22 protein-coding genes are annotated in these 24,018 nt (G+C 37.7%); 14 read left to right on the top strand and 8 right to left on the bottom strand.

Translation table 11 applies throughout. From position 1 onward, the window contains the following. Positions 1-45: 45 nt before the first annotated feature. Positions 46-2,145: an ATP-dependent DNA helicase RecG gene (gene recG, locus LGQ90_RS06410; RefSeq protein WP_229339341.1), complete on the bottom strand. Its 2,100-nt coding sequence runs from the start codon at positions 2,143-2,145 to the stop codon at positions 46-48. Positions 2,146-2,271: 126 nt separating this feature from the next. Between recG and LGQ90_RS06405 the strand changes: the two genes are divergently transcribed. Genes LGQ90_RS06405 through LGQ90_RS06395 form a run of 3 tightly spaced genes read left to right on the top strand, consistent with a single transcriptional unit; the run spans position 2,272 to position 6,213 of the window. Continuing rightward, positions 2,272-4,386, top strand: coding sequence for a M1 family metallopeptidase (locus LGQ90_RS06405; RefSeq protein ID WP_229339340.1), 2,115 nt, complete (start codon positions 2,272-2,274; stop codon positions 4,384-4,386). Position 4,387: 1 nt separating this feature from the next. Then, on the top strand, positions 4,388-5,290 hold the full coding sequence (locus LGQ90_RS06400) for a patatin-like phospholipase family protein (RefSeq protein ID WP_229339338.1): 903 nt from the start codon (positions 4,388-4,390) through the stop codon (positions 5,288-5,290). Continuing rightward, entirely contained in the window at positions 5,290-6,213 is a 924-nt protein-coding gene (locus LGQ90_RS06395; protein WP_229339336.1) for a patatin-like phospholipase family protein, read from the top strand. Before LGQ90_RS06400 ends, LGQ90_RS06395 begins: the two co-directional genes overlap by 1 nt. Here the strand turns inward: LGQ90_RS06395 and LGQ90_RS06390 are convergent. The 3 genes from LGQ90_RS06390 to LGQ90_RS06380 are packed head-to-tail and all read right to left on the bottom strand — an operon-like array spanning position 6,197 to position 9,610. After that, positions 6,197-6,718 (bottom strand): DUF7935 family protein, encoded by a 522-nt coding sequence (locus tag LGQ90_RS06390; RefSeq protein WP_229339334.1) that lies wholly within the window; start codon positions 6,716-6,718, stop codon positions 6,197-6,199. The two genes, LGQ90_RS06395 and LGQ90_RS06390, sit on opposite strands and share 17 nt — an antisense overlap. Positions 6,719-6,734: 16 nt before the next feature. Then, positions 6,735-8,330, bottom strand: coding sequence for an FMN-binding glutamate synthase family protein (locus tag LGQ90_RS06385; RefSeq protein ID WP_229340057.1), 1,596 nt, complete (start codon positions 8,328-8,330; stop codon positions 6,735-6,737). Further along, the gene (locus tag LGQ90_RS06380) at positions 8,330-9,610 is read right to left on the bottom strand and encodes an amidohydrolase (RefSeq protein WP_229339332.1); all 1,281 of its coding nucleotides are present in this window, start codon (positions 9,608-9,610) and stop codon (positions 8,330-8,332) included. Before LGQ90_RS06380 ends, LGQ90_RS06385 begins: the two co-directional genes overlap by 1 nt. 161 nt (positions 9,611-9,771) lie before the next feature. Between LGQ90_RS06380 and LGQ90_RS06375 the strand changes: the two genes are divergently transcribed. The 4 genes from LGQ90_RS06375 to LGQ90_RS06360 all read left to right on the top strand — a co-directional run bounded on the left by LGQ90_RS06375 (position 9,772) and on the right by LGQ90_RS06360 (position 14,214). Beyond that, a complete protein-coding gene (locus LGQ90_RS06375; protein ID WP_229339330.1) occupies positions 9,772-12,093 on the top strand; it encodes an ATP-dependent helicase in 2,322 nt (773 codons plus the stop codon). A gap of 300 nt (positions 12,094-12,393) precedes the next feature. Then, positions 12,394-12,606, top strand: coding sequence for a hypervirulence associated TUDOR domain-containing protein (locus LGQ90_RS06370; RefSeq protein WP_229339328.1), 213 nt, complete (start codon positions 12,394-12,396; stop codon positions 12,604-12,606). A 46-nt stretch (positions 12,607-12,652) separates the two neighbouring features. Continuing rightward, a complete protein-coding gene (locus LGQ90_RS06365) occupies positions 12,653-13,273 on the top strand; it encodes an L-threonylcarbamoyladenylate synthase (RefSeq protein WP_229339326.1) in 621 nt (206 codons plus the stop codon). 104 nt (positions 13,274-13,377) lie between these two features. Continuing rightward, positions 13,378-14,214: an alpha/beta fold hydrolase gene (locus LGQ90_RS06360; RefSeq protein ID WP_229339324.1), complete on the top strand. Its 837-nt coding sequence runs from the start codon at positions 13,378-13,380 to the stop codon at positions 14,212-14,214. A gap of 47 nt (positions 14,215-14,261) precedes the next feature. Here LGQ90_RS06360 and LGQ90_RS06355 read toward each other — a convergent pair whose 3' ends face one another. The 4 genes from LGQ90_RS06355 to LGQ90_RS06340 form a co-directional block, all read right to left on the bottom strand. Continuing rightward, positions 14,262-15,362 carry a neutral zinc metallopeptidase gene (locus tag LGQ90_RS06355; protein WP_229339322.1) on the bottom strand — a complete coding sequence of 367 codons (1,101 nt, stop codon included), beginning with the start codon at positions 15,360-15,362 and terminating at the stop codon, positions 14,262-14,264. Positions 15,363-15,490: 128 nt separating this feature from the next. Beyond that, the gene (locus LGQ90_RS06350; protein WP_229339320.1) at positions 15,491-16,336 is read right to left on the bottom strand and encodes an OmpA/MotB family protein; all 846 of its coding nucleotides are present in this window, start codon (positions 16,334-16,336) and stop codon (positions 15,491-15,493) included. Between the two features lie 97 nt (positions 16,337-16,433). After that, positions 16,434-17,426, bottom strand: coding sequence for a glycosyltransferase family 2 protein (locus LGQ90_RS06345; protein WP_229339318.1), 993 nt, complete (start codon positions 17,424-17,426; stop codon positions 16,434-16,436). Next, on the bottom strand, positions 17,423-17,872 hold the full coding sequence (locus LGQ90_RS06340; RefSeq protein WP_229339316.1) for a type I restriction enzyme HsdR N-terminal domain-containing protein: 450 nt from the start codon (positions 17,870-17,872) through the stop codon (positions 17,423-17,425). The genes LGQ90_RS06345 and LGQ90_RS06340 overlap by 4 nt, the downstream gene beginning before the upstream one ends. Positions 17,873-17,955: 83 nt before the next feature. Here LGQ90_RS06340 and holA point away from each other — a divergent pair, with 83 nt between their 5' ends. The 7 genes from holA (at position 17,956) to LGQ90_RS06305 (ending at position 23,968) form a co-directional block, all read left to right on the top strand. Then, on the top strand, positions 17,956-18,960 hold the full coding sequence (holA, locus tag LGQ90_RS06335) for a DNA polymerase III subunit delta (protein ID WP_229339314.1): 1,005 nt from the start codon (positions 17,956-17,958) through the stop codon (positions 18,958-18,960). Between the two features lie 2 nt (positions 18,961-18,962). Further along, on the top strand, positions 18,963-19,865 hold the full coding sequence (locus tag LGQ90_RS06330; RefSeq protein WP_229339312.1) for a 1,4-dihydroxy-2-naphthoate polyprenyltransferase: 903 nt from the start codon (positions 18,963-18,965) through the stop codon (positions 19,863-19,865). Between the two features lie 93 nt (positions 19,866-19,958). Next, entirely contained in the window at positions 19,959-20,639 is a 681-nt protein-coding gene (locus tag LGQ90_RS06325; protein WP_229339310.1) for a metal-dependent hydrolase, read from the top strand. Continuing rightward, a complete protein-coding gene (locus LGQ90_RS06320) occupies positions 20,640-21,674 on the top strand; it encodes an o-succinylbenzoate synthase (protein ID WP_229339308.1) in 1,035 nt (344 codons plus the stop codon). A gap of 8 nt (positions 21,675-21,682) precedes the next feature. Beyond that, entirely contained in the window at positions 21,683-22,600 is a 918-nt protein-coding gene (locus LGQ90_RS06315) for a CPBP family intramembrane glutamic endopeptidase (RefSeq protein ID WP_229339306.1), read from the top strand. Positions 22,601-22,714: 114 nt separating this feature from the next. Next, positions 22,715-23,221, top strand: coding sequence for a hypothetical protein (locus LGQ90_RS06310; protein ID WP_229339304.1), 507 nt, complete (start codon positions 22,715-22,717; stop codon positions 23,219-23,221). A 6-nt stretch (positions 23,222-23,227) separates the two neighbouring features. Further along, a complete protein-coding gene (locus LGQ90_RS06305; protein WP_229339302.1) occupies positions 23,228-23,968 on the top strand; it encodes an LVIVD repeat-containing protein in 741 nt (246 codons plus the stop codon). Positions 23,969-24,018: the final 50 nt, after the last annotated feature.

The raw sequence follows: 24,018 nt of genomic DNA, 5'->3' as shown, positions 1-24,018 counted from the left end.
GAAATTTAAAAATATATAATATATATCTGGTGTACAGTATTTTGTCTAGCTAATATAATTCCAGATAGTTTTGTTTTTTACCAGTCTGGAATAGGCATTTTTAACCATACTATTTTGCTCCTGAGAAAGATTTGGATCTGCTTTTAGAATCCTAGTGGCATAATATCTTGCCGATTTAAGAATGGAGTTATCCTTGACAATATCTGCAATTTTCAGGTTTAGGACTCCACTTTGCTGGGTGCCCATCAAATCGCCGGGACCACGAAGTTTTAAGTCCACTTCAGCGATCTCAAAACCATCGTTGGTAGAAGTCATGGTTTCGAGCCTGGTTTTGCTGTCGTTAGAAAGTTTATGGCCGGTCATTAATATACAGAAACTTTGTTCGGCGCCACGACCAACTCTTCCGCGTAACTGGTGGAGTTGGGATAATCCAAATCTTTCCGCACTTTCTATGATCATAACACTGGCATTGGGAACGTTCACTCCAACTTCTATAACCGTGGTGGCGACCATGATCTGGGTTTCGGCCCTTACAAAACGATCCATTTCGTAATCTTTATCGGCAGGTTTCATCTGTCCATGTACAATGGAGATCTGAAAATCAGGAAATTCACGGGCGATACTTTCATAGCCATCCATAAGATCTTTATAATCCATTTTTTCAGATTCTTGGATCAGCGGATAAACCACATATACCTGTCTTCCTTTCTGGATCTCTTCTCTAATGAACCTGAAAACTTTTAAGCGATTACTATCAAACCTATGTACGGTTTTTACCGGTTTTCTACCCGGTGGTAATTCATCAATTACAGAAATATCCAGGTCTCCATACAAACTCATGGCCAGTGTTCGTGGGATTGGGGTCGCCGTCATCACCAGGATGTGTGGAGGAATATGGTTCTTTTTCCATAATTTTGCCCGTTGAGCCACTCCAAATCTATGTTGTTCATCGATCACGGCCAGGCCCAGATTCTTGAACTTCACTTTATCTTCAAGCAGCGCGTGTGTGCCAATTAAAATGTCAATTTCACCATTTTCAAGTTTTTCGTGTATCTCTCTTCTTTTCGCAGTTTTAGTGGAGCCAGTTAAAAGATAAATTTCAACATCCAGATCTTTACAAAGTTCAATTAGGCCGTTAAAATGCTGAATAGATAAAATCTCGGTAGGAGCCATTAAACAGGCCTGGAAACCATTATCTAAGGCAATTAGCATAGACATCAGGGCTACTATGGTTTTTCCTGAACCAACATCTCCCTGTAAGAGCCGGTTCATCTGTGCGCCACTGCCCATATCACTCCGGATTTCCTTGATCACGCGTTTTTGTGCACCGGTGAGGTCAAAAGGTAAATGTTCCTGGTAAAAATCATTAAAGTGATCGCCTATTTGTTCAAAATTGAAACCTTTTATCTTCTGCTTATGCAGCATATTTTTTCTGATAAGCTGAAGCTGAATAAAGAACAATTCCTCAAATTTTAACCTGAATTGCGATTTGGCCAGTAACTCCTGGTTCTTGGGAAAGTGAATATTGAAAAGAGCTTCGGCTTTTGAAATAAGTTGTAATTCATCAATAAGCTCCCTGTTCAAACTTTCTGAAAATTTCAACCCGGTTTGTTGAAGTACTTCCTGCATCAACTTCATAATTACCCGGTTGGTGATCCCTTTTTTTAATAATAATTCAGTGGAAGGATAGACAGGTTGCATGGCCGTGCGCAAATTCTTTTTATAATCTGCGACCAGTTCCATTTCAGGGTGCGGCATACTAAAAAGACCATTATACCAGTTGGTCTTCCCGAAGATCACATAAGGTGTATTTAGTTTTATGTTTTCTCTTATCCATTTGTGCCCCCGAAACCAAACGAGTTCCATTTTGCCTGTGTCGTCAATAAAGTCAGCAACCAGTCGTTTTCCCCGTTTTTGTTCCACTGTTTTCAGATGGACGATCTTTCCTACGATTTGAACTTCCGAAGAATTTTGTTGCAGTTGATTGATTTTGTAAAAACCGGTCTTATCGATATACCGGTTCGGAAAGAAATTGATCAAATCCCTGTAGTATTGGATATTGAGTTCTTTTTTCAGGACTTCGGCCCGATTTGGCCCGACTCCTTTTAAATATTCAATAGGGGTTTGCAAGAGATTTTGGATCATACAAACGAAGATATTAAAACCGTTTGATTTTTGAACTGCTGCTTCATAGGGAAGATGTTTAAAGCTTAAATTTTATGTATTAAAACCCCAATTTCGTAATTTGCAGAAGTTATTCTTCAAATTTACATGCGAAAAACACTTCTTTTCCTGTTCCTATGTTGGTCAGTTACTTCAATAGCTCAGGATGCAGGGCTTTCCCAAACAGATCACTTCGATTTTAAGAAGATCGATGCTTATGTGAAGATCAAACCCTCAAAAACTCAAGTTGAGGGGAAGGTAAATTACAGTTTCGATATTCTGGCACAAGAAGACACCCTGTTTATAGACGGTAAGAAAATGCAATTTAGCGAAGTAATGCTTTCTGGTAAACCGGTTAATTTTTATTCAAATGAAAAAGGCATCTATATAATTTCAGATTTTCTTCCTTCACAGGATAATCAGCTCACATTAAAGTATAAGGTTAACCCGAACTCCGGGATGTATTTTATCAACTGGGATTCGACTGAAACTGATACATCAATAAAGCAGGTCTGGACTCAGGGTCAGGGTAAATATACCTCCACCTGGCTGCCCAGTTTTGATGATATGACCGAAAAAGTGGAATTCGATCTAAGTTTTGAATATCCCGCTGATTATAAAGTCATTGCTAACGGAATACTGAAAAGTTCTGAAAACATTAATGATAGCACCCGGGTATGGAAATTTGATATGAATATGCCAATGAGCAGTTATCTGGTAGGAATGGCCGCGGGACAATTTAATTCCAAAACTTTTACTTCTGCGAGCGACGATGATATTGAGCTTTTTTACCGCCCTGGAGATTCATTGAAATTTGAACCTACCTACAGGCATTCCGTTGAAATATTTGATTTTTTGGAGAATGAAATTGGGGTGCCTTATCCATGGCAAAATTATAAACAGATACCGGTTTTAGATTTTTTATATGGAGGAATGGAAAATACAGGAACTACTATTTTTTCTTCTTCTTTTTTAACAAATTCTATTGGTTTTAAAGACAGAAATTATGTGAATGTGAATGCACATGAACTGGCGCACCAGTGGTTTGGAGATCTGGTAACTGAAACAGAAGGAAAAGATCACTGGTTGCATGAGGGTTTTGCCACTTATTATGCATTACTGGCAGAAAAGGAAATTTTTGGGGATGACTATTATTACTGGAAACTTTATGAAACCGCAGAAAGTCTTAAACAGCTTAGCGATTCCGGCAAAGGAGAGGCACTTTTAAACCCTAAGGCAGGTTCATTGACCTTTTATCAGAAAGGGGCCTGGGCGCTTCATATTTTAAGAGAAAGAATTGGAGATGAAGCTTTCCAACAAGGAATTAAAAATTATTTAGAGCTGTATAGTTTTAAAAATGCAAATACCGACAATTTTATAGCTGAAATGGAAATGGCTTCAGGTAAAGATCTTTCGCAATTTGTGAAAGACTGGCTGGAGCAATCAGCTTTTAAAGCTACACAGTCGCTCGAATCTTTGAAAAGATCAGAATTTATTATCACTTATTTAAACATAGCAGCTCTAAGAGAAACTCCTTTCGATCAAAAATCTTCCTACCTGGAAGATGCGCTGGATTTTCCGGTGAACGATTATGTGGGCCAGGAAGCAGTAAATCAACTGGCCGGTCTCCAGTCGCAAAGGGCAACTGATCTTTATAAAAAGGCATTCCAGAGTAATAATATTTTTGTGCGGCAGGCTATTGCCCGAACCATGGAGAAGATCCCTGCTTCCCTGAAATCTGAATTTGAATCCCTGCTGGAAGATGAATCTTATCTTACTATTGAAGCGGCCTTATTCAAATTATGGGAGCAATTTCCGGAAGACAGAAGAAAATATTTAGAGAAAACCAGAGATTTAGAGGGTTTTTATAATAAGAATATCAGGATGCTCTGGCTAACTTTAAACCTGGTCACTCCTGAATTTGAACCGGAACTTACTGAAGAGTATTATAAGGAGTTAGCGGGATATACGGCACCCAGCCAGCCATTTCAGGTACGGGAGAACGCATTTAGTTATCTTTATCAAATTGGAGCATTTAATCCCCAAAGCCTGGAAAGTTTAATAAAAGGAACGCAACATCATACTTACAGTTTCAGAAATTATTGCCGGCAGTTGCTGGACGAACTTTTAAAGAATGAAGAATACCGGCAAAAATTGGAGGAAGTATCAGAAAATATGGCTGAAGAGGAAGTTACTTACTTGAGATCTAAAATCAACGGATAATATGCGGGCCCTTGTAATTTCTGGCGGTGGAAGTAAAGGTGCATTTGCAGGAGGTGTGGCGCAATACCTCACGGAAGAATTAAAAAAGGATTATGATCTTTTTATAGGCACCTCTACCGGTAGTCTTCTAATAGGACATATGGCTCTGGGGAAGGCAGAGAAGGTGAAAAAAGTTTTTACTTCAGTCAATCAGTCCAGTATTTTCAGTAATCGTCCTTTCTTGATCAAGAAAAAACACGGCTATGAGAATATTACGATCAATCATTTTAATGTACTTCTTAATTTTTTAAAGGGCAAAAAGACCTTTGGCGAAAGCCATAATCTTAAGAAATTACTTGAAAAAACCTTTACAAAAGAAGAGTTTGCAGAGTTAAAGGCAGGGCCCAGGGATATTGTGGTCACCGTATCTAATTTGTCTTTAAATGAAGTAGAATACAAATCTATCAGGGATTACGAATATGAAGATTTTTTAGAATGGATCTGGATATCCTGTAATTATACCCCGTTTATGAGCCTGGTTAAGAAAAATGGATGTGAATATGCTGATGGCGGACTTGGCTCTATGGTACCAATTGAAGAAGCAATTAAACGAGGTGCCACTGAAGTTGATGCGATCATTTTACAAACTGAAGTGACTTATTTTAACAGGATGCCCTCAAAAAACGTTTTTTCGCTAATTACCAATTTATTTGCTTTTATGCTGGATCGTATAGAAACACAAAATATTAAGATCGGGAAATTCTCTGCAGCCAATAAAGATGCGATTCTTAATTTTTATTACACTCCAAGTGTTTTAACTACGAATTCCCTTATTTTTGATGAGGAGAAGATGAAGGTCTGGTGGGAAAGCGGCTATGAATTCGCCAAGCACAGAAATAAAGAATTGAACCAAATAGAACCTTAATGCGAGCATTAGTGATATCTGGAGGAGGAAGCAAGGGAGCTTTTGCCGGCGGCGTTGCTCAATATCTCATTCAGGAGAAAAAGCGAAATTACGACCTGTTTCTTGGAACTTCCACGGGGAGCCTTCTTATTCCGCATCTTGCGGCGGGTAATCTTCAAAAGATATACGATATCTATACCAATGTAGATCAACGTAAGATTTTCAGCATCAATCCCTTTGTTGTAAAAAAGAAAGATGGCAGAGAATATGTAACCATTAATTATCTCAACACCGTCTGGCAGTTTATAAGACAGCGCAGAACTTTTGGGGAGAGTAAGGCCCTAAGAAGAAATATCAGGAAAAATTTTTCACATCAGGATTTTATAGATTTAAAGAGTAATGTGAAGGATGTTGTGGTTACCGTCTCAAATCTTTCCAAGAACAGGGTAGAGTATAAATCTATACATGAATTTGAATATGATGATTTTTGTGACTGGATCTGGATAAGTTGTAATTATATTCCCTTTATGAGCCTCGCCCAAAAAGATGGTTTTGAATATGCTGATGGTGGTCTGGGCTGTGTAGTTCCTATAAGGGAAGCCATCAAACGTGGAGCTACTGAAGTAGATGCCATAATTCTTGAGGCAGAAAATATGGAATACAATAAGATCCTGGGAAAGAATCCCTTTTCTTTAATGGTAAATCTTTTCGGATTTTTACTGGATCAGGTGGAATATCATGATATTGTAGAAGGGAAGCTGGCAGCCATGAATAAAAAGGTGAAATTGAACATCTATTATACACCGACTAAACTCACTGAAAATTCATTGGTGTTTAATAAAAAAGCCATGACCGAGTGGTGGCAGCAGGGTTATGAATATGCCGAGAAGAAGGAAATGGAGAAAAAAGCTGCTAAATCTTCCTGGTTTAAGCTAGGTTTTTAACCTCTTTTTTGATGTAAGACAGTGCCGCATCTGTTGGAGGTTGTTTATCCATAAGACTTCTTAATATTATTTCCCGAAGTTCGTCCGCCGTTTTAATTTCTTCTTTAGCAGCTGCTTTTCTAATCAGGGCAATGGTGGCATTTTTTGCTGTCTTAATATAGTCCCAGCATTCATTACTCACATAGATCTGTTGCGCAAGATTGTGTTCAAATTCCTGTTCGATATTAGCAATTAAAAGGCTTGCATATGAATCTGCATCTTCAGAGATCACCTGAACTCTGAATAAAATTTTTCCCGGTGAAATTCTTTCCAGGAGAAGTGCCAGTCTTTCATAAGCCTGTAAACGTATGGGCAAAGAAGTCTTTTGTTTTTCTCTTAGCAGAAGAAATCTCCTTCTGTTTTCTTCATTTTTGGAGTAGGAATTAAAGAAATAAAAAGAGATCAAACCAACAATAATCGCAGGTAAGAGAGCATATAATAAATCAAGAATTTGACTTTCGTTCATCAGGAAATAAGATTTTTTAATCTATTGCTTTTTCTGTTTTTTGTAAGGACTCCAAATTCAGGTTTCCGCCTAAATGAGGACATTCCACAAGTTCTTTAACAGAGTTGAAATTTACTTCATCTTTATGGTATGAGAAAGTAGTTGCAAGAGTTTTTGCCAGATTCTTATCGCTGAGGTTGATATCCACATCATCTGTATCAAACTGGCAAGGATGCTCATGACCTGCAGAATGACTTATTTCTAATAACTCTTTTCTGAATTTAACGAAATAGAAATTCGTCCTCATCGCCTTATCCTTTACATTTATCCCGGCTTGCAACCATTTATTCTGAGTAGCCACTCCGGTAGGACAGGTATTTGTATGACAACTTTGTGCCTGGATACAACCCACGCTCATCATTGCTTCACGGGCAACATTAATACAATCTGCTCCAAGTGCAAAGGCCATTGCTGCTTTCGCTGGAAATCCAAGTCTTCCCGAAGCTATAAACACAATACGCTCTGTTAGCTGATATTTTTGAAAGATCTTATAGACATCAGTGAATGCATAGATCCAGGGAAGGGAGACGTGATCTGCAAAGCTTGGCGGTGCGGCGCCAGTTCCTCCTTCGCCACCATCAATGCTAATAAAGTCTGGTCCATAATCTTTCTCCTGCATGATCTTAGCCAGCGTTTTCCAGTCTTTTAATTGTCCCACCGCCGATTTAATTCCGGTAGGTAGGCCGGTAGCCCTGGCGATCTCTTCTACAAAATCCACCATCTCTTCAATAGTGTTGAAAGTTGAATGATAAGGTGGTGAGATCACATCTTTATGCATGGGTACACCCCGTATTTCTGAAATTTCTTTGGATATCTTAGCGGCGGGTAGAACTCCTCCTTTTCCTGGTTTGGCACCCTGTGAGAGTTTTAATTCAATAGCCCTGATCTGCGAATTATTTTTTACCATTTCCACCAGTTTTTTCATGGAAAAATTCCCCTGTTCATCGCGTACCCCAAAATATCCTGTTCCAATCTGGAAGACCAGGTCAGCTCCCTTTTGATGATAAGGTGAGAGTCCGCCTTCTCCTGTATTATGAAAGGCTCCTGAAAGTTTACATCCTTCGTTTAATGATTCGATCGCTTTTGCTGAAAGGGAACCATAACTCATTGCGGAGACATTGATCACTGAAGCAGGTCGAAATGGTCTTTTTCTATTATTCCAGGCGCCCATCACCTTTGCACATGGGATAAGACCAGAATTTTTGTTATTGGGATGATCTTCGGGAAGCTTGTATGGTAAAAGAGCGTTATTAATAAAAATATAATGGGTGGAGAAGATATCCTGATCTGTACCAAAACCCTCGTAATTATTCTGATTTTTCGCTGAAGCATAGATCCATCCCCGTTCTCTTCTGTTAAACGGTAGTTCCTCTCGATTGTTAGCAACAAGGTATTGTCTTATTTCTGGACCAATACTTTCCAGGAAATAGCGCATATGTCCCACTACCGGGAAATTATGCATGATGGTATGTTTCTTATTGAAGAATACATCTGAAATGGCAACCAGCAATAAAAAGATCAAAAGCCAGCCCCACCAGGGGACATTCCCAATTATCTCCACAAATTCATTCATCATGACTTATTTAAATAATCCAGGCTTAATTGTGTCATCGCCTTTACGCCGAGTAATAATCCACTTTCATCAATATAGAAATCTGGAGTATGATGTCTGGTTGGTTCTGCATTAGCAGGCATACCTCCAAGAAAAAAATAAAATCCCGGCACCTCTTCCTGAAAAAATGAAAAATCTTCCCCTCCGGTAGTTGCTTTCATCAAATTCACATTTTCTGCTCCTGCAACTTCTTTAAGACTGGGTAACATTTTATTGGTAAGTGCAGGGTCGTTGTAAGTGATCGCTGTATTATTCTGAATTTCGATAGTTGCCTCTCCACCATAAGCCTTTGCGATCGCCGGTACCATTTCTCTCATTCTTGAAAGGATCAATTCCTTATTCTTTGCGTCCAGTGTTCTTACGGTTCCAATCATTTCCGCGGTTTCAGGAATTATATTGAATCTCACTCCGCTGGTAATTTTACCAACGGTAATAACTGAAGCCGATTCAGTAAGTTCAGCATTCCGGCTTATGATCGTTTGAAGTCCGTCAATTATTTTAGCTGAAATCAGGATTGGATCCACTCCGCTCCAGGGAGCTGAACCATGTGCCTGCTTACCTTTTACATTAATTACAAATCTTTCCACGGCGGCCATCGTACCTTCGGGTTTGTATTTAATAGTGCCTACAGGAGTAGCCGCATTGATGTGTAAACCAAAAATCGCATCCACATCAGGATTTTTAAGAACTCCTTCCTTGATCATTAAAGCAGCTCCACCTTCTTCGCCCGGTGGTGGTCCTTCTTCTGCCGGTTGAAATATAAATTTGACGGTTCCGTTGATCTTATCTTTATTTTCTGAAAGTATTTTGGCGACACCCATTAAAATAGCAGTGTGAGTATCATGACCACAGGCATGCATTACGCCAGTTTTAGAGCCCAGAAATTCGGTTTTTACTTCAGATTTAAATGGAAGATCATTGTTTTCGGTAACCGGCAAAGCATCAATATCTGCTCTTAATGCGAGTGTTTTTCCAGGTTTTGACCCTTTTAAAATTCCTACCACCCCGGTTTTTGCGACTCCTGTATGGGTTTCTATCCCCAGAGAATTTAGATGCTTGGCTATTTTCTCAGCGGTTTCAAACTCACGATTGGAAAGTTCTGGATGCTCATGGAAATCCCTACGCCATTCGATCACTTTCTCTTCAATATTCTCAAATTCTTCAGAAGGAATATTTACCTGTGCCTGACAAAGCCCCGTGAAAAATATTCCTGCCAAAAGGCAGTAGTTCGTTAAGGTCATATTTTTAAAATTTAATCCGCTATTTTTTTGAAAGTTTTAAAGATATTAAATTATAATCCTTTGTACTTGACAATAAACTTAATTGTTTAAAAAAGGCTTGCTGTCAGGTTTCCTTTTTTGACCATTTTGGTTACCTTTCAGTTTTTAAAAACGGAGAAAATTTGGAAGCTTATTTAGCTGAATTGAATGATGCACAGAGGGCTCCGGTGCTGCAAAAAGATGGCCCCATGATCGTAATTGCCGGAGCAGGATCCGGTAAAACACGGGTGCTTACTTATAGGATCGCATATTTGATGGATCAGGGGGTAGATGCATTTAATATCCTTTCGTTAACCTTTACTAATAAAGCTGCGAGGGAAATGAAGCAGCGTATCTCTAAGATCGTTGGTAGTGGCGAGGCAAAAAACTTATGGATGGGAACTTTCCATTCAGTTTTTGCCAAAATGCTAAGGTATGAAGCAGATAAATTGGGGTATCCCTCCAATTTTACCATTTACGATACTCAGGATTCCCATAGTGTAATACGGGCGATCATAAAGGAAATGAGGCTAGATAAGGATGTTTATAAATACAAGCAGGTTTATAACCGCATTTCTTCTTATAAGAACAGTCTTATTACAGTAAAGGCATATTTTCAAAATCCTGAACTGCAAGAAGCCGATGCCATGTCTAAAAAACCACGTCTCGGGGAGATCTATAAAGCCTATGTAGACAGATGTTTCAAGGCTGGTGCAATGGATTTTGACGATCTGCTTTTGAAAACAAATGAACTTTTAAACCGTTTTCCCGACGTGCTTCACAAATACCAGAGCAGGTTCAAATATATCCTGGTGGATGAGTACCAGGATACTAATCACTCGCAGTATTTGATCGTAAGAGCCCTTTCAGATAAATTTCAGAATATATGTGTGGTAGGAGATGATGCGCAGAGTATATACGCTTTTCGAGGGGCCAATATCAATAATATTCTGAATTTTCAGAAGGATTATGAAGATGTACAGATGTATCGGTTGGAGCAGAATTATCGCTCTTCCAAGAATATCGTAAATGCTGCCAACTCGATCATCGAAAAGAATAAAACCAGACTTGACAAAATAGTTTGGACTGCTAATGAAGATGGACCAAAGATCATCGTAAACAGATTGCTTACAGATGGGGAAGAAGGAAGATATGTAGCGAGTTCTATTTTTGAGAACAAAATGCAAAATCAAATGGATAATGGTGATTTTGCGATCCTCTATAGAACTAATGCCCAGAGTAGGGCAATGGAAGACGCGCTTAGAAAAAAAGATATTCCGTATAGAATTTATGGAGGTCTTTCTTTTTATCAGAGAAAGGAGATCAAGGATGTACTTGCCTATTTAAGACTGATCTTAAATCCTAAGGATGAAGAAGCACTGAAAAGGGTCATTAATTATCCATCCCGCGGAATTGGACAAACTACCATGGATAGGTTGGCAATAGCAGCAAATCAACATAATCGTTCCATGTTTGAGGTAATTCAAAATCTTGATAAGCTCGATTTGAAAATTAATAAGGGAACTCAAACCAAGCTGGAGAATTTCGTGAATATGATCCGAAGTTTCGCCATCATGAATGAGACCAGTAATGCATTTCAAATTGCTGAAGCTGTCACGAAAAAGACGGGATTGGTTCAGGAACTTAAAAAAGATGGTACGCCTGAAGGTATTGCCAGAATTGAAAATATTGAAGAGTTGCTAAATGGTATTCGCGACTTTGTTGAAGGTCAAAAAGAACTGGCAGATGCTACGGGATCACTTTCAGAATTCCTGGAAGATGTTGCCCTTGCTACAGATCTTGATAATGACACGGGCGATGATGATCGAGTGGCTTTAATGACTATTCACCTGGCAAAAGGTCTGGAGTTTCCTTTCGTTTATATTGTGGGCATGGAAGAGGATCTTTTCCCTTCAGCCATGAGTATGAATACCCGAAGTGAGCTGGAAGAAGAACGAAGACTTTTCTATGTAGCTATTACCAGAGCTGAAAAACAGGCCTATTTAACTTATACCTTATCACGTTATCGCTGGGGAAAATTAGTTGATGCAGAACCAAGCAGGTTTATTGAAGAGATCGACGAGCAATATCTTGATCTTATGGTGCCTCAGGATGATTATAAATACAAACCATTGATAGATACAGATATTTTTGGTGATGATATAGACAAAAGCAAACTGAGACAAACCAAACCTAAGGGAGGAACTCCCCCACCTGCACATAAACCTTCAGAAGAACAATTAAGGAAACTTAGAAAACTAAAACCAGCTTCTCCAGAACCTTCCAAAGCAAGCAACACCTTAAATCTTTCTGAAGGAAATGAAGTGGAGCATATGAGATTTGGAAAAGGTAAGGTCTTAAAATTAGAAGGTTCAGGTCAGGATAAAAAAGCTGAAATAGACTTTGAGGAAGGGGGCATAAAGAAATTGTTGCTTCGTTTTGCTAAGTTGAAAATACTATCATAATCAGGGGTTTGTGAAAATGTATTTTTTACATATATTAGCCCTGAGATCAAAATGGAGCCCTACCTTTATTTCAATCTCAAAAAACCGAACAAAAACACAGTTTTTTAGAGACCTTATTAAGGTCTCTTTTTTTTTGTCTTAAAATTAGAAATAAGCCCGTCATAGCTTAAAAACTTTCTGCTTTTTGTATCCAATTGGTGGGTATGAATAATCCTATTGTTAAAAATGATTTAAAATACCAGGTTGATACAATATTTGTGCTGAACATATAACTTATATTATTTATCTTGAAAGGAAAAAATGATTAGAGAAGGCAGCACCGTAAAATGGAAATGGGGGAATGGGACCGCAACCGGAAAAGTTATTTCCAGCTATACAAAAAAGATCACGAAACAGATTGATGGAAGTGAAGTCACCAGGGATGGAGAAGAGAATAATAAAGCATTATATATAGAACAGGAAGATGGTGCAAAGGTTCTAAAGCTCGAGAGTGAGGTTGAAAAGGCAGAATAATAATTTCGGTCTTTGTTGAAGAAATAAAAACTTTAAAATAATAATTATGGCTGAATTACTGCGTATTTATGATGAGAACCCCGCTCCAAAACATATTAATAAAGTAGTTGAAGTGCTTCGAAAAGGAGGGCTTATTATTTATCCTACAGATACTATTTATGGCTTAGGTTGCGATATCACGAATGTTTCAGCATTAGAGAAGATCGCCCAGATCAAGAATGTTAAACTGGAAAAGGCAAATTTTTCTTTTGTTTGTGAGGATTTAAGTAATCTATCAGATTATGTCAAACAAATAGATACTGCCACCTTTAAAATACTGAAGAGGTCTTTACCCGGCCCTTACACTTTTATACTTCCCGGTGGAAATAATCTTCCGAATGTATTCAAAAAGAAAAAAACGGTAGGTATTCGGGTACCCGATAACAATATTTGTAAAGCTATAGTAAGTGCCCTGGGTAACCCGATCGTTTCTACCTCTATAAGAGACGATGATGAGGTATTGGAATATGGAACCGACCCGGAACTTATCAAGGAGAAATGGGATAATTTAGTAGACATTGTAATTGATGGGGGTTACGGAGATAATATTCCTTCTACGGTAATTGATCTCACCACTCCGGAACCGGAAGTGATCAGGGAAGGTAAGGGTAGCATTGAGATTATGTAAAAGTATTCTCAAAATTCCTGACTTCTCGTTAATTACATATTAAAGTCAACCTTATATTTTTCAGTAGCTAAGAACATTCATACTTTAAATAAAAAATTAATGTTATGAGCTATATTGAAACTACAAGTAAGGAAAAAGGAAAAAATATCAAACTATATTATGAAGATTACGGTGAAGGCAAACCAGTGATCTTAATTCATGGATGGCCTTTGAGTCATCGCATGTGGGAATATCAAATCAATGAAGTAGTTGATGCTGGCTTTAGATGCATCGCTTATGATAGAAGAGGTTTTGGAGACAGTGATAAGCCCTGGACTAATTATCATTACGACAGTCTTGCTAAAGATCTGAATGATATAATCACCAAACTCGGTCTTTCTGAAGTAACTATTGTAGGTTTTTCTATGGGAGGTGGAGAAGTTGCCCGATATATTGGAAAATATGGAACCGCTAATCTATCAAAAGCAGCGCTTATTTCAGCTGTGCCACCTTATATGTTGAAAACCGATGATAATCCTGACGGGTTGGAAAAAGAAGTATTTGAGGGCTTTAGAAAAGAAATAAAAAAAGATCGCCCTGCTTTTCTTCAGGGATTCGGAAAGCAATTTGTAAATTTTGATAAGGTAGGCGATCGGATTAGTCAGGAAATGATGGATTACTACTGGTATATTGCTTGTGCAGCCTCTTTGAATGCAACCCTGGAATGTATAGATTCATTCGGTTCTACAGATTTTAGAAAAGACCTGGAAAAGTTTGATATCCCTACTTTGGTGGTGCATGGCGATGCTGATCAAATTGTACCCAACGATATTTCCGGTAAGAAAAGTGCTGATATCATATCCAATAGTGAATATCATGTAATTGAAGAAGCACCACATGGACTAGTGCTTACTCATACTGCAGAATTTAATAAAATCTTACTAGATTTTTTAAGATCTTAATTGAGAAAATATAAATAAAAGAAAGTCCTCTAAGCTGAGGGCTTTTTTTATTTCGTAATATCTTCAAAGACTTCCAGAAACGCAAAATGAACTTCAGAAGGACTTAGAATAAAACCCTTCTTTTGAGCAGAGGCTGCAAGTTCATAGCCTAATTCAGCAGCAGAAAGCCTTTGAGTGGGAGTACCATGATGATCCATACTTTGTATAAGACAATCTCCTACATTAAAAGAAAGTCTGAAATATTCTTCGATTCTCTTCCAGTTATAGGTAGCTCCGCGTTTATGAGCCAGGTAATATGCGGCAGCGAAATCTGCCTCCAACTCAGAAAATCTTGAAATTTCAGTAGGATTGGAAAGTTGATCTGTATAATCCCAGGTGTCTTCATGTTCAAACTGGGCCTGATGCCACCATTCATGGGCAAGAACAGCTGTAAAAGCAAGGTCTCCATCTATTCCTGTATCCATAATACCTTCCAGAAGTCCATCACCAATAACTAATAACCCATTAGATTTTGTAAAGGCATCAAAAGCAAAATATGGGTTTTCAGGAAAATTTGGAGAATCTTTATTTAGCTCCAATAAGAGATCTGCTTTTGCATATGCCTCCGTTCGGTTTCTCACTGTTCTATCAAAACTTTCGATCATATCGGTAAGGATTTCACGATCATTAAGGAAAGAGTTGTGCTGCCCATTTAGCCTAATCTCGCGATTGAGATCCCAAAATTTGGTAAGTTCCCTGATTCTCTTTTCAGCCAGCTTGTTAAATTCACCATTTTCTCCATAATAATTCTCTCCGTGGTAGAACGTAACGTATTTTCTATTAAGTTCCAGATAGTAATTTAGAAGATCAAAATCGAAAGCAGGATCAGTAAGCAGACTTTCAAAATATCCTGAAAGTACATCCCCGAAATCTGTAGATTCGCAAGGCAGGGTTAAAAGCGACTCATCTTTAAATCTATCAGTTAAAGAATAAGTATCAGGCTCGGTTTTAGAATAAAAATTTTTAGATTTCTTCGTAAGATCTGTTTGAGAATTAAAAAGATTCTTCTTTCGATCTTCAGCAATTAAATCTTCCCCGGAGCAGGATTGTGTTATAAAAGTTAATAGCAGCACACCGCAACACCAGATGTAAACACCTGTCTTCTTCATAGCATCAAAATTTAGGTGGTTGGTATGTTTAAAATTAATATAAAATACTGACTATTAGAATTTTAACTGTTAAAAATAAAAAAGCCCCGCAAATGCAGGGCTTTTCATATATTATAAAAACAGAATGCTTATTCTTCGCCAGAAGTCGCTTTTTCCATTCCTTCTTCAATCATACTATAGAACTGGTCTAACTTAGGAAGAACAACAATTCTTGTTCTTCTGTTTTTAGCACGACCTTCAGCAGTTTCGTTAGAAGCAAGAGGTACATAATAACTTCTACCTGCAGCTGTCATACGAGCTGGTTCAACACCAAATTCATCCTGTAGAACTCTTACCACAGAAGTAGCACGTTTTACACTAAGATCCCAGTTGTCCTGAAACATTGAAGTGCTAATTGGTTTGTTGTCTGTGTGACCTTCAACCATAAACTCGATGTTTGGCTTGTTTTTTACAACAGTAGCAACTTTTCCAAGTACTTCTTTTGCACGAGGAGTTACATTGTAACGACCACTATCAAATAATAGTTTATCTGAAATAGATACGTAAACCACACCTTTTTCAACATTGATCTCGATATCTTCATCACTAAGATCTCCTAAAGCTCCTTTAAGGCTTGTTACCAGAGCAAGAGTTACAGAATCTTTCTTGTTCATTGCATCCTGCATAGAACGAATGGCAAGATCCTTTTCTTTGATACTTTCTAAAGAACGCTCCATGTTTTCAGCTTCTTTTTTAGAAAGAGTAGCTAAATCACCTACGTTATTTAGAAGGGCTGCGTTTGTATTATTCAGATTTGAAATTTGACTGTTTAAACGCTCTTTCTCATCAAGACATGAATTTAGCTTAACAGTGGCAGTATTCAATTGATCTTGTGTTTCTCTTTGCTTGGTTTCCAGTTCATTGTATTTTTTCTGTGAAACACATGAAGATAGCAAAATGGCAGCTGTTGCCGACAAAAGCATGATTTTTCTCATAACTCGTTTCTTAAATTTTAAATTGTTAGATGGCTCAAAAATATCAAAAAAATAGTAAGCTGGAAAGCTATTTTAACATTTCCTTTTTTATTTATTTTTATAGGTCTGTAAACTTATCCTTTTTTGATATATAATGAGCATATACAACGGAAGAAATTAGATAGTATTTCCTGAAAATGAATTCTTTCGGTCTCTTTTTTTTCATTCTTCCATAATGCCTGTAAAAGCTGGAGTGAGCCTTAAGAATTGCAAAAAAATGCTTGAATTTTCCTTCAAAAATAAATTTTAATCCGGCAATGCCATCCAGGATCATTCTCACAAAAAGAATGTAAAATAATCTGGAAGGTTCTATATTTTTTAGAAGCAGAAAAAGTCCGTTTCTAAAATTAAAGAAGGTTTTTCTGGGATTCATATTCTGTAAGGTTGCTCCTCCCACATGAAAAATTCTCGAAGCACTTACATATTTGATCTTATAACCTTTATTCAAAAGTCTCCAGCAGAGATCTATTTCTTCCTGGTGGGCGAAAAAATCCTCGTCCAGACCACCCACTTCATCAAATGCTTTTTTTCTGATTGCTAAACATGCACCACTGGCCCAGAAAATATATTGATCATCATTATACTGGCCGTGATCCTCTTCAAGCTGCTGAAAAATTCGACCACGACAAAATGGATATCCAAATTTATCTATATATCCTCCTGCGGCCCCGGCATATTCAAAATGATTTTTTTTATGATAATCCAAAATTTTTGGCTGAATAGCTGCTGTTTCAGGTTCATTCTCAAAAACTTCTATAATTGGGGTCAACCAGTTCTCGGTTACCTCCACATCACTGTTCAATAAAATATAAATATCTTCTTTCACAGATTTCAGCGCCAGATTATAACCACCGGCATATCCCGCATTTCTACTATTTTGAATGATATTTACCTGAGGAAAATTCAGTTTTAAATATTCTACGGAAGTATCGGTAGAGTCATTATCGGCAACATAGATAGTGGCTTCTTTAGAATGTTCAATGACTGATGGTAAAAATTGCTGTAGCAGCTCTTTCCCGTTCCAGTTTAATATGACTACGCCTACTTTCATGCTCTGGAATATTCTGGAATATCTTTTAAGAAAATATAAGTTTCGTTCTTGTAATCCATTTTACAGTAAAAATGATCTATTCCATTGGTGACCATTAAGAAATTAGCTTTCAACGTAAGATTGTAACGGGCAATCTGATCAAAAGTTTCCTGGCTTATCTTTATTTTAGGTGCTTTACACTCTACGATCATCTGGATATTCCCATCTGGTTCAAAGACCACAATATCATATCTCTTAGTGAGTCCGGCAATTTTAAGTTGCTTTTCAACATTGATGAGACTTAGAGGATAATTCTTTTCATTTTGTAAGAATTTGACGCAATGTTGACGTACCCATTCTTCTGGCGTAAGGATGACAAACTTTTTCCGGAGATCATCAAAAACCGCTATTTTATTTTGATTATTTTTGAACCGAAATGAATATTGAGGGAAATTCAATTTTTGCATGCATCAAAAGTAATAAACAATATTACAGGCTCGCAAGTTACTTTTTTAGATTTCTTTCAGCATAAAACTCCGCATAATTCCATATGGACGAAGCCAGACAGATAGTAAATGATATTCAGAAAGGAAATATTAAACCTATCTATTTTCTGATGGGTGAAGAGCCTTACTATATAGACAAAATTTCAGATTTTATTGAAGATAATGTATTGTCTGAAGAAGAACGTGGCTTTAATCAAATGTTGATCTATGGCAGAGATGCCAGTATAGATGAAATTGTGAGTAATGCAAAGCGATACCCGATGATGGCCGAAAGGCAGGTGGTGATCGTAAAAGAGGCGCAAGACCTGTCAAGAACCATCGAAAATCTGGTTAGCTATGCTGAAAACCCTCAACCCACTACGGTTCTTGTAGTTTGTTACAAATACAAAAAAATAGATAAGCGTAAAAAACTTTATAAAACCATTGATAAATCGGGAGTCATCTTTGAAGGAAAAAGACTTTATGAAAATCAGGTAGGGGACTGGATTACGAGGAATTTGAAGAGTAGAGGTTATGCAATTTCTCCAAAAGCCTCCCAAATGTTGGTAGAATTTCTAGGAACCGATCTTGGAAAGATCGATAATGAATTAGAAAAACTTCAGTTAATCTGTCCGCAGGGGACTACGATCAGTCCTGAGATCATTGAAGAAAATATAGGGATAAGTAAAGATTTTAATAATTTCGAGCTTAGAAAAGCAATAGGCGAAAAAGATTCTCTAAGAGCTTACAGAATTGTAAATTATTTTTCGCAGAATCCCAAGGACAATCCTATGGTAGTCACTATTTCCTTGCTATTTTCCTATTTTTCTCAAATCCTGCAATATCATGGTCTAAATGATAAATCCAAGGGAGTGGTGGCAAAGCAGTTAAAAATTAGCCCATATTTTGTGAGTGATTATGTGACAGCCGCCAGAAATTATCCCATGAAGAAAGTGAGTCATGCCATTAGTTTGCTGCAGGAAACAGATGTGAAAAGTAAGGGTGTAGGGGCAAACAATATATCACAAGGCGATCTTCTAAAGGAACTTCTCGTAAAAATAATGAATTAAGAATGAGCAGAATTTCATCCTGGGTTAGTGCCGCAAGACTGAGAACACTACCGCTTTCAATTTCCGGAATACTTGTAGGAAGCAGCCTTGCTGCTTACGATGGGCATTTTAATCTGGCGATTTTTAGTCTTGCTTTAGGTACAACACTGGGATTACAGATCCTTTCCAACTTCGCAAATGACTATGGTGATGGGGTAAAAGGAACAGATAATGAGGACAGAATTGGGCCTGCCCGGGCTATTCAAAGCGGTTTGATTACCCAAAAAGATATGTTGCAGGCAATGCTTATCACCGCCGCAGCGACCTTAGTTCTGGCTATTTTACTCATTTATGCTTCGTTTGGGAGTGAAAAGCTTTTTTCAGCATTGATATTCTTTATTCTGGGAATAGCTGCGATCGTGGCTGCTATTAAGTATACTGTTGGTAATTCAGCTTATGGATACAAAGGGATGGGCGATATTTTCGTTTTTATTTTTTTTGGGCTTGTGGCAGTTTACGGGTCTTATTATTTATACAGCCACGATCATGAATTAATAAGTATATTTCCGGCAATTTCAATAGGACTTTTGAGTGTAGCCGTACTGAATTTGAATAATTTAAGAGATCGTATTTCAGATGAAAAAGCTGGGAAGATCACGCTGGTGGTGAAAATGGGGGATAAGCGAGGGAAAGATTATCACTATGTCCTTGTACTGGGTTCTTTATTTTGTTTAGTGATGTATTCGGTGATTACATCTTCTGAACTGAATAATTTTATTTATCTCATCGCTTTTATACCATTGATTTTTCATTTGAAAAGAGTGGTTAACAATGAAGATCCTAAAGAATTGGATCCTGAATTGAAAATTGTGGCACTTTCTACCTTTGGAATTGCGCTACTTTTTTCTCTGGGCTTAATATGGTAGTTACCGGGCTAAGTTTAACAAAATTATATATTGCTGCATTCAGGAGATTTTAGCTGAATCCTTATTTTTAATGAAAACCGAAAAATTAAGATTATGCAAATTACTTTTTATGGTCAGAATACGCTGGCATTGAAAATAGGAGATATTAATGTTCTTGTGGATCCATTTATTACCGGAAATGATCTTTCTAAAGACAAGGTTGATATAAATGACCTCAAGGCAGATTATATTCTACTCACGCACGCCCACCAGGATCATACGCTGGATGCAGAAGCTATCGCCAAAAATACCGGGGCTGTCATTGTGAGCAATTACGAAATTGCAAATCATTATGAAGCTAAGGGTTTTGAAGTACACCCGATGAATCACGGCGGAAGCTGGGATTTTGAATTCGGAAAAGTGAAATATGTAAATGCTATTCATACCAGTTCATTTCCTGACGGAAGTTATGGTGGACAACCCGGTGGATTTGTGATCGAAGGTGAACATAAGAATATTTATATCGCCGGAGATACAGCTTTGACCATGGACATGAAATTGATCCCCATGCAAACAAAGCTTGATATAGCTGTTCTTCCTATTGGGGATAATTTTACGATGGGTGTGGAAGATGCTATAATCGCCAGTGATTTTATTGAATGTGATAAGATCATCGGTTGTCATTATGATACTTTCGGATATATCGAGATAGATCATGAAGAAGCGAAGAAGAAATTTTACGAAAAAGGAAAAGATCTGATGTTATTAGACATCGGCGAATCAATAGAATTGTAAATGACCGCATCTTATAAAAAGTATATACTCAATTTTAAACGCCCTAGCGGAACTTCGCGGGGCGTTCTTACTGAAAAGGAAACCTGGTTCTTAAAAATTTCAGATGGCGAGAATTACGGAATAGGAGAGTGTGGGATCCTTAGAAGCCTAAGTTATGACGATAGTCCAGATTATGAAGAGAAATTGAAATGGGTGTGTAATAACATCAATTTGGGGGAAGAAATGCTTTGGGAGGAGCTGCGTGAATTTCCAAGTATTCAGTTTGGCGTGGAGATGGCTTTTAAAAGTTTGCAGGCGAAAGATCCTTTTGTTTTGTTTCCTTCAGCATTTACTTACGGGGAAAAAGCGATTCCCATAAACGGACTTATCTGGATGGGTGATAAGCAATTCATGAAAGAGCAAATTTCAGAAAAGATAGAAGCTGGTTTCAACTGTATTAAATTAAAAATTGGGGCCATAGATTTTGAAACGGAACTCGATCTTTTAAAATCTATCCGAAGTAATTTTTCAGAAAGTGAAATTGAATTAAGGGTAGATGCTAACGGTGCCTTTACTTCTGATGATGCACTAAAAAAACTGGAATTACTTTCAAAGTTCAAATTACACAGCATAGAACAACCGATTAAACAGGGACAGGTTCAGGAAATGGCAAATCTCTGTAAAAAAACACCGCTGCCCATAGGTTTGGATGAGGAGCTTATTGGTATTACGAGTGTAACAGAAAAGGAGAAAATCATACAAACTATAAAACCTCAATATGCTATTTTTAAACCCAGTTTAATTGGCGGGTTTAGAGGAACTAATGAATGGAAAAATATTTGTGAGACAAACGGCGTGAGATGGTGGATCACCAGTGCTTTAGAAAGTAATATTGGACTCAACGCTATTTCCCAGTATACTTTCACCTTAAGTTCAGATCTTCCACAAGGTCTTGGTACGGGCGGTTTGTATACCAATAATTTTGAAAGTCCGTTAGAGGTTGAAAATGGTAATATTCAATATAATCCTGCTAAACAGTGGGAGATAAATTATTAGATTAATATATGTTTATAGCTCAGGCATTTAAGTATAAATATGATTTTTGGAGGTATATCATTGGGGTGGTAATGGTGTTAGCGGGTGTCTTTATAGGACAGATCCCATTAACGGCAGCGCTTTTTATAGAACTGGGAATTGCAGAAACTGTGACACTCACCGAGAGCCAGATGATGACAGCTTTAGATTCAAACTACTTTCTGTTTCTAATGTTACTTTCCTTTGCCGTAGCATTGGTATTCCTTTTTATTGCGGTAAAGAAAGTACATGGACAAACTATACTTTCTCTTACCACTTCACGAAAAAAAATTGACTGGAGCAGGTTTTGGTTTGCCTTCGGATTAGTTGGAGTTTTTATAATACTTACTACGGTAGGGGATTATTACAGTAATCCGCAGGACTACCAGTGGAATTTTGAATTAAAACCTTTTCTCATTTTAATGTTAATAGCGGTGATATTTGTTCCGCTTCAAACCAGTTTTGAAGAGTATTTCTTTAGAGCTTATTTAATGCAGGGAATTGGAGTGCTAGGCCGTAATCGCTGGCTGCCACTTATTATAACCTCAGTTGTTTTTGGTGGGCTGCACTTCTTTAATCCTGAAGTTACCAAGCTGGGTAATATCATTATGATCTATTATATAGGTACTGGTTTTATGCTGGGTATTATGGCATTGATGGATGAAGGAATAGAACTTTCCTTAGGTTTTCATGCAGCTAACAATCTCTTAACTGCATTGCTGGTAACAGCAGACTGGACCGCTTTCCAAACAAATTCGATATTCAAGGATATTTCTGAACCCTCAGCTGGCTGGGATGTTTTGATTCCCGTATTAATAATTTATCCCTTATTTCTTTTCATAATGGCCAAAAAGTATAACTGGTCAAACTGGAAAGAAAAATTATTCGGAAAAGTGGAGAAGCCTTAAGTTGTAGAGGTTCAGGAATACTAATACTATTTCTGCTGGAGGATAATTCTACTTTAGAATTGCTTGTGACGCAACCATTTATATTTTTTGGTATCTACATAGAAACTAACCAGCATGAAGAAATTTCTTCTTTTACTTTCTATAGGTCTTGTATTTCAGTCCTGTTGGTATCATCCTGATGATGAACCAATGAATGTTGATCCCATAGAAAGTTCCTTTAAGCCCGTTACGGTAGACAGAGAAACTTTTGAGAGTACCATCGCAATTGGTGCTCCCCGGGATATTGAGGAAGCTGGAAAAATCTATGTAAATGGAGATATGGTCTTTATTAATGAACTTAATAAAGGCTTTCATGTTTTAGATAACCGAGATCCCAAGAACCCTAAAAATATTTCATTTATAGAAATTCCGCTAGCCACAGACCTTGCCATCAGGAATAATACCATTTATGTTCATCATGCAGTAGACCTGGTAGCCATGCGATATAATACCACTTCCATAGAGATCCTGCATCGGGAACGGAATGTGTTTCCTAGGCTCAATTCCCCGGATGGTTTTCCAGCTGAAGATTTCGACCTTAATGAGAATCAGATAATCATCGGGTATCAATCACTAAACTAAGACGATATGAAAAAGTTACTTATATTATTTTTGTTTGGAGCATTGATTTCCTGTAGTACTGAAAATGCTGGTGGCCCCAACGGGGATGCGAAAGGAGATGGCAGTGGAGGCTCGCTTGCCCGTTTTACCCTTGCAGGTGATTACCTTTACACGGTAGACGATCAATCTTTAAGAATTTTTGACATTACCAACAGGGATAAACCTGAATTCGTAAACGAAAAATATATCGGTTTCGACATAGAAACCCTTTATAGCCTGGGAGAGAACCTCTTTGTGGGAAGCAGGTTGGGAATGTACATTTATGATATTTCAGACCCTGAATTTCCTCTACAATTAGCCGAAGTTGAACATGTAAGAAGTTGTGATCCTGTGGTTTCTGACGGTTCTTTTGCCTATGTGACGCTGCATACAAGTTCAAATTGTGAAGGGAATGTGAATCAGTTGGAGATTTATAATGTAGAAAATCCTATGGCCCCGGAATTGCTGAATACGATTAGTATGGACAGACCAATTGGACTGGGACTTTACGGAGAAAATCTTTTGGTTACAGACGAAGGAGTGGTGCGAATCTTTGATGTCACGAATCCTGCCATGCCAGATTTGTTGGGTGGAATTCCCGTAGATGGTTTTGATGTAATTATTAAGCAGGATCATTTATTCGTGATTGGCCCTGAAGCCCTTTACCAGTATACGTTGAACACTGAAAATGTTGAAGAATATGAAGATCTTAGTACATTCACATTCTAAGTTTTCAACAATTTAACAAGCTCTACTATCGCCTTATCTCATAAATGTTT

This window comes from Christiangramia sediminis (genome assembly GCF_020552705.1).
Taxonomy (GTDB): domain Bacteria; phylum Bacteroidota; class Bacteroidia; order Flavobacteriales; family Flavobacteriaceae; genus Christiangramia; species Christiangramia sediminis.
Note: the sequence above shows the minus strand (reverse complement) of the source record. Positions and strands in the feature narration are given on the sequence as shown.